The following is a 13935-nucleotide window of genomic DNA, read 5'->3' as shown; positions in this document are numbered from 1 at the left end:
GATCCAGGCCCGTTTAGCCTTTAATAAGTCTGCGCTATGAAAAAATCCAGTTCGTAAAAACAGGATGGAAATGCTATGTCCAGACGTCAGCATAGCAGACTCCAAGGCTCAATAGCAATATTAAAATAATTCAGGAACGCGGTATAGCAATTACTATGATCAATCGATGATCATGGACCGGTATAGTCATGCCCGTTACCTAACTCAAATAACCTAGTATGAATATGTCTACAATTATCGGGATCACCCCGTTCGAAAGCCCTGACGTTCAACTGGCCATCGCTTTGGCGCAAGCGAAAGCCTTTCCTGTGCTTCATTTAGGACGTAACAGACAAGTAGCTGAACAGGCACTGTCTGAGTTGACTCAACAACTGTCACAGCCATTCGGTGTATGTATCTTACATACTAGTGTTGCGGATCTTTCTCTCCCTGAGCAGGTAACACTGGTCATTGCACCCTATGGTATGAAATTAAAAGTGCCAAAGAGAGTACAACTGTTTTACCAGGTGCATAGCCTTGCGGAAGCGAAGCTGGCAAAGAAAGAGAAAGCCGATGCCATCATCCTCAAAGGCAATGAAAGCGGTGGTAAAACAGGTGATGAATCATCTTACATCCTGTTCCAGCAGGTGGTAAAAGCTATGCCCGACACCCACATATATGTACAGGGAGGTATCGGTATTCACACTACAGCGGCCCTTATAGCCACGGGTGCAAGCGGAGTGGTACTGGACAGTCAACTGGTACTCTTCCCTGAATGCAGGGCCCCTAAATCATTAAAAAACGTATGCGAAAAACTCAATGGCAATGAGACCCGTGTCATTGATCATTATCGTGTACTGGTACGCCCCAATTCCCCGGAGCTACCAGAAAATGCGACCATGGCTGAATTGGAGCCACTGCTGGGCACATTGGACCTGGACAGGTCTTACCTGCCACTGGGTCAGGATATTGCTATTTCAACCGATCTCGTAAAGCGATATAAGAAATTAGGCAGATTGATCACTGGTATGCATCACGCCATCCGCGGGCATATCAGGCAGGCACAGGCACAACCTGTCATTAGTCCACACAATGCACTGGCGAAGGAATTGAATATTACCTATCCCATTGCACAGGGACCAATGACACGTGTGAGCGATGTGCCCGCCTTTGCTGCGGCTGTAGCCAATGCAGGTGCACTGCCATTTGTAGCCTTGTCTTTATTGAAAGGCGAATCAGCGAGGAACCTGATTCGCGAAACCAAACAACTTGCCGGTGACAAAACCTGGGGTGTGGGTATACTGGGTTTTGCACCGCAGGAGCTGAGAGATGAGCAGATTGCTTACATCCAGGAAGAAAAACCGCCATTCGTGCTCATAGCCGGTGGCCGCCCCTCCCAGGCCAAAGCGCTGGAACAACAGGGCATTCAGTCTTTCCTGCATGTACCCTCAGCTTCCCTGCTGGATATGTTTATTAAAGAAGGGGCCAGGAAATTTGTGTTCGAAGGCCGCGAATGCGGTGGCCACGTTGGGCCCCTGTCCAGCTTTGTACTGTGGGAGAAACAGATTGACAGGCTCCTGCAGGAAGAAAATGCCGCACAGTTCAGCCTGTTTTTTGCCGGTGGTATTCACGATGCATTGTCTGCTGCATTTATTGGTGTGATGGTAGCGCCCCTTGCCACCAAAGGTGCTAAGGTAGGTGTACTCATGGGTACCGCTTATATCTATACGAAAGAAGCAGTGGAAACCGGGGCCATCCTGCAGCAATTCCAGGACCAGGCAATTGCACATAACCATACTGTATTGCTGGAGACGGCACCCGGCCATGAAACCCGCTGTCTGCACTCTCCTTTCGCCGATTTCTTCAATAAGGAAAAAGAACAGCTGATAGCTGCGAATGTTGATAAAAAAGAGATCTGGACCCGGCTGGAATCACTGAATGTAGGCCGCCTGCGGATAGCCGCAAAAGGTGTAGACAGAACAGCTGAAGGTTTAGTGAAAATAGCGACGAAGCAACAACTGAACGAAGGTATGTACATGATAGGTCAGGTTGCAGCCATGCGACATGAAACCGTAACCATGCATGCACTACATGAAGATGTAGCAGCTATGAACCAGGCCATTATTGATAAGGCGGCATTGCCTGCACCATTGACCCAGCCGGAGAAAGCACTGGATGTGGCCATCATTGGTATGGCCTGTATTTACCCGGGTGCAAAGAACATCGATGAGTTCTGGGCGAATATATTAAATGGTGTAGACTGTGTAACTGAAGTGCCGGACGATCGCTGGAATAAGGAACTGTATTTTGATAATAATTCGAATGATGGAGAAATGTCGCCATCCAAGTGGGGTGGTTTCATTCCACGCATCGACTTCGATCCAATGCTATTTGGTATTCCACCACAGTCACTGGCAGCGATTGATCCTACCCAGTTACTGGCACTGCTGGTAGCGAAGCAGGCACTGGACAATGCGGGGTATGGTGGTAAAGAATACAATACGGAAGATGTATCGGTGATCATTGGTGCTGAAGGCGGCACTGACCTGGCCAACAGCTATGGATTCAGGTCTACCTACAGGCAGTACCTGGGTGAGATGCCGGAGGAATTAAAAGCAGTACTGCCCAGGATGACGGAAGATAGTTTTCCAGGGGTACTGGCCAATGTGATCTCTGGCCGTATTACGAACAGGCTGGATCTGGGAGGCCGCAACTATACAGTAGATGCAGCTTGTGCATCTTCGCTGGCAGCCATTGATCTGGCTTGCCAGGAACTGGTATTGGGTAAGTCGGAAATGGTGCTGGCAGGCGCAGCAGACCTGCACAATGGTATCAACGATTACCTGATGTTTAGTAGCACGCATGCATTGTCCAGGAAAGGTCGCTGCGCCACTTTTGACAGTGAAGCGGATGGCATTGCGCTCGGCGAAGGTGTGGCAATGATTGTGCTGAAAAGACTATCTGATGCAAAGAGAGATGGAGATAAAATATATGCTGTGATCAAAGGCGTAGGTGGTAGCAGTGACGGTAAGAGCCTGGGATTGACGGCTCCCCGCAAAGCCGGGCAGGTAAAGGCTCTGGAACGTGCGTATGAGATGAGTGGGATCTCACCTGCAAATGTGGGCCTGGTAGAAGCACACGGTACGGGTACGGTAGTAGGTGATAAGACCGAGATAAGCGCGATCTCTGATATGCTGATCCAGAATGGTGCTGTGATCGGGCAAACATACCTTGGTTCCGTAAAGACACAAATCGGGCATACCAAATGTGCGGCGGGTCTGGCAGGATTGATTAAGGCGGCATTGTCTGTGTATCATGGTATCAAGCCGCCGACCCTGCATATGAAGACCCCGAATAGTTTTTATAACCCCGCCAGTAGTCCCTTCCTGTTCAATGCAGAGGCGGGCTTGTGGCTGGATGATAAACGTACCGCCGGGATCAGTGCATTTGGATTTGGCGGTACGAACTTCCATGCGGTGATAGAAAATGACGCGAGTGTGCAGGATAATAGTACGGCAATGAAGGCATGGCCCGCGGAATTATTTGTATTCAGAGGTAATAGTCAGCCGCTATTAAAAGCGGTGAGCAGCATACTCCAAAACAATGATAGTATATCGCTGAAGGATCTGGCTTATAGCCTGGCAGTATATAGCCAGGAGCCGGTGACCTTGTCTATTGTGGCTAGTGGCCGGGAAGACCTGATGATGAAATTGGATCTGGCACTGGCTGGGGCTACATCTAAGGATATTTATGTGACGGCACCTGTAGAAGGTAAGCTGGCGTTCTTATTCCCGGGTCAGGGTAGTCAGCGCATCAATATGGCGAGAGAGCTGTTTGTGGCCTTTCCGGTCATGCGTCAGTTATTGAAGAAGTACCCGGCTTATGAGAAAGTGCTTTTCCCTCCTGCGGTCTTCAACAATGAGGCGAGTCAGTTGCAGAAAGAACAAATCAAAGATACACGGGTCGCACAACCGGTATTAGGTATCGTGGATCTGGCCATAGCGCAGTTCCTGCAGTCTTTGGGCATTGAGCCTGATATGGTGGCGGGGCATAGTTATGGCGAGCTGCCGGCACTGTGTTTTGCAGGCGCATTTGCTGCCGAACAACTGGTACCGCTGAGTGAACTGCGTGCAAAAGCCATCTTAGGCGGTGTAGCAGATGATAAGGGAATGATGGTAGCGGTGAGCTGTGCGGAGGATGTACTGCAGGCATTTACAGGAGAAGGCACTGGTGTATATCCCGTGAATCATAATTCTCCTGCTCAGTGGGCGCTGGCGGGAAAGACAGCGGACATGGAGGCATTGATGGTGCGACTGAAAGAAGCGAAGATTACTTTCAAACAGATGGAAGTAGCATGTGCATTTCACAGTCCGGTGATAGCAGGAGCGAAAGCGCTGTATGCACAGGCAATAAAGGATGTGGAATTTGCGGCACTGTCAGTTCCGGTATGGTCTAATACCACGGCGCAGTTGTATCCGACACAGCCAGCGGAGATCAGGGATCGATTGGCGGAACATATCGTTCAACCGGTATTGTTTGCAGAAGAGATAGCTCAGATGTATGCTGCAGGAGCACGGCTATTTATTGAGGCCGGGCCGGGCAAGGTACTGAGCAACCTCGCGAAAGCCACTTTAGGGAAAGAAACAATCGTACTGCATACAGAAGATAAAGCACCGAATGCAATTACGCATTTGCTGAACACACTGGCGAAATATATCAGCACAGGCAGAGTAATCAACTTAGAGCAATTATTTGATGGTCGCGATGCACAGGTATTACAGCTGGATAATCCTGCTTTATATAAAAAGAGTGCTACCGTGTGGTTGGTGAACGGGCATATGGCAGTACCTTCTGTAGGCAAGCTGCCGGCGCATGGAGCGATGCCTTTGCTGCAGCCATTGAAGTTAAATATGGGTACAGCCCCTGTTGTTGTGGCTCCTGCCGGCAATGCGGAGCATATGGTGCAGGAGTACCTGAATAGTGTGAAATTGTTAGTGCAGGCGCAGAGAGATGTGATCCTGGGATATCTGGGACACACGCCCGCAGCTATGCCGATAGCTGCTTCATATACCGCTCCTGTAGTATCTTCAGCAGCACCTGCCCCGACTCCAGCTCCCGTGGCAGCACCTGCACCTGCGAAAAAGGATACCAAACGCATACTCATAGAAGTAGTCAGTGAAAAAACAGGTTATCCACATGAAATGCTGGGACTAGAAATGGACATGGAGGCCGACTTGAGTATTGACTCCATCAAGCGGATGGAAATCATTGGTGAGCTCCGCACCAAAATGGGTGGATTCAAATCAAGTGGTAAATCAGAAGAAGCGGTGGTAGAACAGCTGGCCGGGATCAAAACACTGAATGGCCTGCTGCAATGGATCGCTGAGAATGTAGACGCACAGGCATTGCCTGATGCCGGAGGTGTATCGCTGCAACATGCCATTGCACAACAACCTGCTGTGGATATCAAAGAGACGATCCTGCAGATTGTGAGTGAGAAAACGGGGTATCCACAGGAGATGCTGGGATTAGACCTCGATATGGAAGCAGACCTGAGCATCGATTCTATCAAGCGGATGGAAATCATTGGTGAACTGCGTACCCGCCTGGGTGGTTTTGGTGCTGTTAACCAGAGTGATGAATCTGTGGTGGAACAATTAGCGGGTATTAAGACATTGAATGGCCTCTTATCCTGGATCTCAGGGAATATGGCGCAAAAACCGGCAGCTCCGGCTCCTGTAGCCCCGGTGGCCAGCGTTCAGACTTCTGCAACCTGGTCTGAAAGTGAAATCAAAAACATCCTCCTGCTCACGGTGAGTGAGAAAACCGGCTATCCTACTGACATGCTGGGTATGGACCTGGATCTTGAAGCTGACCTCAGTATTGATTCTATCAAGCGGATGGAAATACTGGGTGAACTGAAGATAAAGATTGGCAGCTTCTCTCAGAATGGAGAAGATAAAACGGAAGCACTGACTGGCATCAAAACACTGAATGGATTGCTGCGCTGGATTGCTGAAAATGTGGGCAGTACCGCACCCGAGATTCCTGTGTACAACACGGCAAATGCCATGGCAGCAGCTACAGCAGCGAGCCTGTCAAGACTGTGCTTTTCTTTGACCCCTTCTACCTTTGGGCAGGCGGTGTCTATTAAAGATGCGCAGTTTGCCATCATGGATGATGGCAGTACATTGCCCGCTACATTACAAAGTCTGCTCATTGAAAAAGGTGCCAGGGTGACTATTATTAAAGGCGATGAGTCTTTAGACGAATACCAGGGGCTGATCATTCCGGATCTGCTCACTGCTCCCGGCAGACCTAACATCCTGGCAGCATTTGATACTATCAAAAAACTGAATCCTGACAGCGTGAAATGGGTTTACGCCATCTCCGGTGTATTGAATGGTGATGCCAAAGATTTACGCAGTGTACAGGGCTATCCTGGTTTCCTGAAAAGCCTGGACAAGGAATGGGAAACAACCAAGTGCCGCAGCATCACCCTCACCGGCCAGTTCCCTGCCGATCGCATTCCGGGCATGATCATCGATGAGATCCTGCATCCTGATGATCCTGCAGAAGTGATCTATCACAATGGCAGCAGGCATACTTACAACCTGATTCCTTCCCAGTTGCCGGTGGGCGATACTTCGCAGTTACAACTGGATAAAAACAGTGTGGTACTGGTATTAGGCGGTGCACAGGGTATCACGGCAGAACTCATGATCCGCTTTGCAAAAGACTATCCTTGTAACTATATCCTGGTAGGCCGCTCAGCTGACCCGCGCAATACAGTGCCTTCACAATATGCATCCTTAAATAGCAAAGATGCTATCAGGAAACAACTGATTGCCGAAGGCCAAATTACCAAACCCGCGGAGATAGAGAAGAAGGCTTCAGAGATTCACAAGGCGAACCAGATATTAAGTACCATTCGTTCGCTGGAAAAAAATGGAGCAGCGGTTAGTTACCGCTCGCTTGACCTGCGCAATGAACAGGAGATCAGTCACCTCATTACCCAGGTATACAAAGACTATGGCCGTATTGACGGTGTGGTACATGGTGCCGGTTTACTGGAGGATAAACTCTTCCAGCAAAAGACGACCGAATCATTTGAACGTGTGTTCACCACCAAGGTGACACCGCTCAGAATACTGGCAGAACAGCTTCGTCCGGATGTACAGTTTGTGATCTTCTTCAGTAGCGTGGCTTCTGTATATGGCAACCGTGGTCAGACCGACTATGCTGCTGCCAATAGTGTGATGGACCGATATGCATGGGAACTGCGTAATACCATCAAAGGCAAGGTGACGGCCATTAACTGGGGTCCATGGAAGGGCACCGGCATGGTATCGCCTGCGCTGGAAAGGGAGTATGAGCGCAGGGGCATTGCCCTCATTCCTTTGCAGGAAGGCATGGAGCACTTTGTGAATGAGCTGAAATATGGCAATGAGAGTCAGGTACTGATCATGGCTTAACCTTTAAAATCGTCCGCAGATATGAATGTAGCAATCATAGGGATGTCCGGTATCTTCCCCGGTGCGGGCAATATCCAGGCTTTCTGGCAAAATATAATTCAGAAAAAAGACGCAATACAGGCGGTGCCTGAAAACAGGCTGGATGCCACCTTCTTCGATACAGAGACAATAGCGGTAGACCGTTTTTATTGTCGCAAAGGAGGCTTCATCGATGAATACGCCAGTTTTGATCCTATTCGTTTCGGCATACTGCCACTGGCGGTAGAGGGTACAGAACCAGAGCAGTTGCTTACCCTGGCCCTTGCCCAGCAGGCATTGCAGGATGCAGGTGTGTTGGATAAGAATATCTCTTTTGAGAAAACAGGTATCATCATCGGGAAAGGGAATTATCCCGGTCCCGGTGCTACCAGGGCGATTGAGATCGTGCGTACGGGAGAGCAGATAGTACAGGTACTGCAAACATTATTACCACAGCTCTCCGGCACCGATCTTGAAAAAGTAAAGAAAGAGTTCCAGCAAAAGAAAGGACGTTTTGGCCCGGATACGGCCATGGGCCTTATTCCGAACCTGGTTGCCTCGCTGGTAGCGAATCGCCTGAACCTGGGCGGCGTAGCCTATACACTGGATGCAGCCTGCGCCAGTTCGCTGCTGGCAGTAGATCATGCCATCCAGGAACTCAGCACCGGCCGGGCAGATATGATCATTGCAGGTGGTGTACATGTATCGCAGAATGCACCATTCTGGAGCATCTTCACACAATTGGGTGCATTGTCACGCCGGCAACAGATAAGGCCATTCGATCAGCAGGCAGATGGATTACTGATAGGTGAAGGATGTGGATTTGTGGTGCTGAAGAAACTGGATGATGCTATTCGCGACAACGACCGGGTGTATGCCGTGATCAAGGGAAGCGGCATCTCCAGCGATGGTGCAGGTACCAGTGTAATGAGTCCTTCCGTAAAAGGGCAGTCCATTGCCATCAGGCAGGCCTGGGAGCGTGCAGGAATCGGACTTGACGAAATCGGCTACATCGAAGCCCATGGTACAGGTACGCCATTAGGCGATAAAACAGAGTTAGAAACACTGGCAACTGTGTTTGGTCAGCATAGCCAAAAAGCAGGCATTGGTTCCGTAAAATCAATGATTGGCCATGCCATGCCGGCAGCAGGTATGGCGGGATTGATCAAGACTGCACTGGCATTGTATCACAATACCCTGCCTCCTACCCTTCACTGTGAAGAACCGGTGGCAGCCATGCAAAATACCCGCTTTGCCCCTGTGCAGGAAGCGACTGACTGGCAGGCTACCGGCTTGCCACTGCGTGCAGGCGTGAATGCATTTGGTTTTGGTGGTATCAATGCACACCTGGTAGTAGAAGGGTTTAAGAATGTGCCGAAAGGCGTATTTAATGGCTTTAGTCCGGCGAACGTGGTTTTGCTTGCCAGGAAAAGTGCAGATGCTTTGATCCGTGCATTGGAAAATAATGAAACCGATCCGGGTCAGGGAGATTATCGCATTGCACTCTTTGACCCTTCTCCTGACAGGATTAAAAAAGCGGTAAAGATCGTGGGGAGGAATACTCCCTGGAGAAATAAGCAGGATATCTGGTTCACCAATGAACCATTAATTACAAGAGGCGGGAAAGTGGCGTTTTTATTCCCGGGTCTGGATGGTTTAGGTGGTGGAGAAGTGGATAGCGTAGCTACTCATTTCAAATTAGCAGGTACGCATACCGCTAATAAAGACAATGTGTATGAATCAGCACTTACCCTGCTGGAAAGGAGCCGGATCATAGATACTGCATTGAAGCAAATGGGGATCCGCCCTGACCTGAATGCAGGGCATAGTATGGGTGAATGGCTGGCCGGCCGCTCTGCGGGTATGGCGACAGAAGCGTCTATTCTTGAAATATTACAGGACCTGAATCCACAGGCATTAGAAACAGAAAATGCGAAATTCCTTGTAACCGGTGTTGGCTACGACCAACTCCTTCCTTTACTGGAAGGCAGGCAGGACATCTATTTGTCTATGGACAACTGTCCGCAACAAGCCATTCTTTGCGGCACAGATGCAGCAGTGGCAGATTTTATCGAAGTACTGAAAGCAAAGCAGATCTTCCACCAGATCCTGCCTTTTCAGTCGGGTTTCCACTCTCCTTTTGTAGCGAAGAAAACGGATGTATTGCTGGCAGGGATCAGCAAGATCCAGTGGCTGAAACCGGAGATTCCTTTCTGGTCGGCGACTACCCTGGATTTATATCCGGATACTTATGAGGCCATCAGGGATTTGAGTGTGGATCATTTGATCAAGCCGGTACGATTCAGGGAATTGACACAGAAACTCTACGAGCAGGAAAATGTACGCGTGTTTATCCAGGCAGGTGCAGGTGGCCTGATTGGCTTTGTAGATGATACCCTGAAAGGGAAAGCATATAGTGCCATTGCGGCGAATGTACCTACACGGGGTGGATTGGATCAGCTGCAACGGGTGATGGCTGCACTGTTTGTAGAAGGTAAGGAAGTGAACCTGGGGTTCCTGGGCATTACTCCGAAAGGGAAAACCAGCATGCCGCTGCAATTGGGTTCTCCCTTTGTGAAGGAGCTGGAGAGCCTGAAAGGTTTGGCGGCACCTGCTATCAAACCAGCTTTTCCATCGCCTGCGCGGAAACCCGTTTTACAGGCATTCCTGCAGAATGTAGATGAGATCACAGCAATCCAGGATGAAATCATTGCACTCTTCAATGATCCCATCTCCGTACAACCTATTACTCACACACTGAATATCTCCCTGGAAAATACTCCTTACCTCATCGACCATGCATTGGTAAAGCAAAAACCGGGATGGCCCATTAAAGAGGATATGGACCCCGTAATACCGATGACGATGATCTTTGAGCTATTCGGCGACATCGCCCGTGAAAATGGTCAAAACAGGGCTGTAAAACGCATTTACAATATACAGGTGTTCCAATGGATGAACGTCTCCTCTCCTTTTAAAGAAACCATCAGTGGAAAATGGGAGGGGAATGACACTGTTCACCTGGACTTACCCAATTATGCAAATGCAACGGTGCAGCTGACAAAGCAGTTTCCGACAGCACCTGCAAAAGATTTCTCTATTGGGGCTTCACTTGGCAATGAGTTGTATAAAACACCTGAGCAAATTTATGAGCGTCACATGTTCCATGGTCCCGCCTACCAGGGTATCAGGAAAATTGTGCACATGGGCGAAAAAGGCATCACCGGGATTATAGAAAGCAGCACAGGAAAAGGTTCCTTATTAGACAATGCCGGGCAGCTCTTTGGGCTCTGGTTGCAACTGGTCTTAACAAAAGACAGGATCGCCTTCCCTGTCAGGATTCATGAAATTGCTTTCTATGGCGATATGCAGGATCAGTCGGGCAGTTTCGAATGTACCTGTAAGCTCACTGAGCTGAATGATGAATTTGCCACAGCTGATTTTGTCATTAAAAAAGCAGGGCAAATCTGGGCGATTGTGATAGGCTGGCAAAACAGGAGGCTGGAAATAGACGAAGCCCTGTGGCAGATCTCCATGTCACCCTTGCAAAACAAACTGGCAAAGGAGATTGCACCCGGTGTATTCACTTTCCACAATGCTTACCAGCGGGTAGTATCATGGGATTTTATTCAGAAGCGCTATCTCAACCAGGCAGAGAAAGCTTTTGTAAAAGGCTTATTGCCGATGAAGCGCAAAGAAAGAATCATCAGCCGGGTGGCGGCCAAAGACGCTGTAAGGGCCGTATTGCAACATCACTGCTTCCCGATAGAATTTGAGATCAAAAACAATGCTAACGGTGCCCCTTATGTAGCAGGTGTAGAAGGCATTCATGTATCCATTGCACACAAAGGCATGGAAGCAGTCGCCATCGCACGCTACCAGCAGGCTGTGGGCATTGACATAGAAGAGATCAAACCACAGGGCGCCGGCTTTTGTGAGCTGGTATTTAATGACACGGAGCTTGCACTGCTGCCTGTCACGGACCGCGACGAATGGATCATCCGCGCCTGGGTAGCGAAAGAAGCCTATGGCAAATACCTGGGCAAAGGGCTCCAGGGCAATCCTAAAAGATATACCATTACCGCTATCAGTGGCGATGAGTTACGTATCAACGACATCAACATTAAGACAATCAAACACAACAACTTTATAATCGGATGGACGCTATAGCTACACACAAACTGAACAGCGAAGAAATCTTCGCCCTGCTGAAACAATTCATTACCGAGGTAATCGGAGAAGAATTCGTAGAAGACATGGATATCTCTAAGGAAAGCTCTTTCACCAGAGATCTGGAAATGGACAGCATTGAGATCGTGTCCTTTTCTGAGAAGGTGAAGAGCCACTTTGGCGAGCACGTAGATTTTACAGGATGGCTCTCCGGCATGGACCTCGACCAGCTGATCAATTTAAAGCTGGGTGACATTATTAAATACATTGAACAATGCCAGTAATCAAAATTAATCACACCTCCGTTCATGTCCAGGAAATGAACAAAGGAGCGAAGGAAACCATTTTGCTGATACACGGAATGTTCAGCAACCTGTCCGTCTATTATTTCAACATCGCCCCAATTCTGGCAAAGCAATTTCATGTAGTCATGTATGACCTGAAGAGTCATGGCATGAGTGGTAAGGAGAAAAACGGATATGACCTGAACTCCCTTACGGACGATCTGTTAGCCCTGATGGAAACCTTAGAACTCAAAGCTGTACACCTGGTAGGCTATAGCTTCGGCGGGCTTGTAGCCCTGCGCATGGCGAGCCGCTTCCCCGGCAGGGTGAAGAAACTTGCGGTGATTGAAGCTCCCGACCCAGGCGAAAATGAAAGGCTGGGTATCATGGATATGTACAGCAAAGAATTTCTGATAGACTACATCAACAACTTCACCGACACCACCAAATTCAGGATGGGCAAGCGACAGCTGGAGAAAAACCATCGCATGTACGAGTACCTGTTCAACGAGACCTCCATCAAATCGGACCTGAGCAAAGAGCGTGGCTTCTTCTCAGGAAAAGAGATCGGGTATATCAAACAGGATACCCTGCTGCTCTATGGCAAAGACTCAGACTGTGTACCCTCCGGACAAACATTATATGACAGACTCACCCGTTCTAAAATTGCCTTACTGAACGGGGACCACAACCTGCCGCTACAACAGCCGGAAGAAACGGCCATACGCTTAAAAGATTTTTTCGAAGGATGGCAGAGCAAATTCAGACAAATCAATAATAAAATATGGCAAGGTTTGCGTTTATAGTTCCTCCCTTACATGGGCATGTGAACCCAACATTGAGCCTCGGTGCTGAATTATTGACAAGAGGGCACGAAGTAGGCTGGATCACGCTGGATCCCTCACTGGGCAACAGATTGCCTGCAGGTGGCCAGTTATTGCTGGCAGAATACGATCAGGATAGCGAAGCCTATCTGGATCAGATCACTAAAAAAAATGTATCAGGTATTGAAAGTATCAAATTCCTCTACGAAGAGGTACTAATCCCCCTGAACAGGTTCATGTACGAAGGAATCAATACCCTCCTCGATCGCTTTAAACCTGATGTGGTGATCAATGACCACCAGCTCTTTACCGGTGCCATTGCAGCTTACAACAGGCATATGCCATATGCTACTTCCGTGACTGCACCGGCAGCCATCAAGATGGTGGAAGATCTGCCCGGCGTGCATGACTGGGAGGTTAAGCAGATCGTAGGATTACAACAGGAACTTGGCGTACCCGGGAATGACGCGATAGTTCTTTCTGAAAAACTTACACTGGTATATACTTCAAAGGATTTCTTCGGTTATATGGATACGCCTGATCACTATAAGTTCATTGGCCCTGTATTCAACAACCGGCATACACCACCTCCTTTCAACTGGGAAAAGCTATCGCAGATGGGAACCGATCCCAGGATCCTCGTCTCGATTGGCACCACATTCGACCATGCTTACAAGAAAGAATTCTTCAGCAAGGTCATAGATGCTTTTGCAAACGAAGCAGTGACAGTGATTGTTGTATCTGATGAAGACCTCTTTGAGCACTGGCCTTCAAACTTCATTGTACAAAGCAGGGTACCACAACTGGATCTGCTGCCTCACCTGGATGGCGTAGTTTGTCATGGTGGACACAACACCGTGTGCGAAACGCTTTCACATGGATTGCCACTGGTAGTGATTCCTATTGCGTATGATCAGTCGCACGTAGCAGGCCAGGTTACACAGGCAGAGAGTGGTGTACGCCTGAATTTTAAACGATTCAAAGCACCTCATCTTCGTGAAGCAGTATGGGAGATCCTGAGGAACCCTGTGTATAAACAAGCCGCACAGCGCATCCAGGATTCCTTTGAGCGCTCCGGTGGTGCCGCTACGGCAGCTGATTTGCTGGAAGACCTGGCACCCGTAATACCTCCATATGGCATGACCATGAGTCAGGCATTTTACCGCAACAAAGTCTATTAATCTA

General features: G+C 48.9%; 5 protein-coding genes. All 5 read left to right on the top strand.

The window, feature by feature from the left end; all coding sequences use genetic code 11:
* Positions 1-218: 218 nt before the first annotated feature.
* The 5 genes from DXN04_RS00105 to DXN04_RS00085 are packed head-to-tail and all read left to right on the top strand — an operon-like array spanning position 219 to position 13931.
* Positions 219-7454 (top strand): type I polyketide synthase, encoded by a 7236-nt coding sequence (locus tag DXN04_RS00105; RefSeq protein WP_116851306.1) that lies wholly within the window; start codon positions 219-221, stop codon positions 7452-7454.
* Between the two features lie 21 nt (positions 7455-7475).
* The gene (locus tag DXN04_RS00100; RefSeq protein WP_116851305.1) at positions 7476-11642 is read left to right on the top strand and encodes a type I polyketide synthase; all 4167 of its coding nucleotides are present in this window, start codon (positions 7476-7478) and stop codon (positions 11640-11642) included.
* Positions 11630-11926, top strand: a complete 297-nt coding sequence (locus DXN04_RS00095; protein ID WP_116851304.1) for an acyl carrier protein — start codon at positions 11630-11632, stop codon at positions 11924-11926. Before DXN04_RS00100 ends, DXN04_RS00095 begins: the two co-directional genes overlap by 13 nt.
* Positions 11917-12732 (top strand): alpha/beta fold hydrolase, encoded by an 816-nt coding sequence (locus tag DXN04_RS00090; protein ID WP_116851303.1) that lies wholly within the window; start codon positions 11917-11919, stop codon positions 12730-12732. The genes DXN04_RS00095 and DXN04_RS00090 overlap by 10 nt, the downstream gene beginning before the upstream one ends.
* On the top strand, positions 12711-13931 hold the full coding sequence (locus DXN04_RS00085; protein WP_116851302.1) for a glycosyltransferase: 1221 nt from the start codon (positions 12711-12713) through the stop codon (positions 13929-13931). Before DXN04_RS00090 ends, DXN04_RS00085 begins: the two co-directional genes overlap by 22 nt.
* Positions 13932-13935 lie beyond the last annotated feature (4 nt).

This window comes from Chitinophaga silvisoli (genome assembly GCF_003412465.1).
GTDB lineage: Bacteria > Bacteroidota > Bacteroidia > Chitinophagales > Chitinophagaceae > Chitinophaga > Chitinophaga silvisoli.
This window is presented reverse-complemented; position numbering and strand designations above follow the sequence as displayed.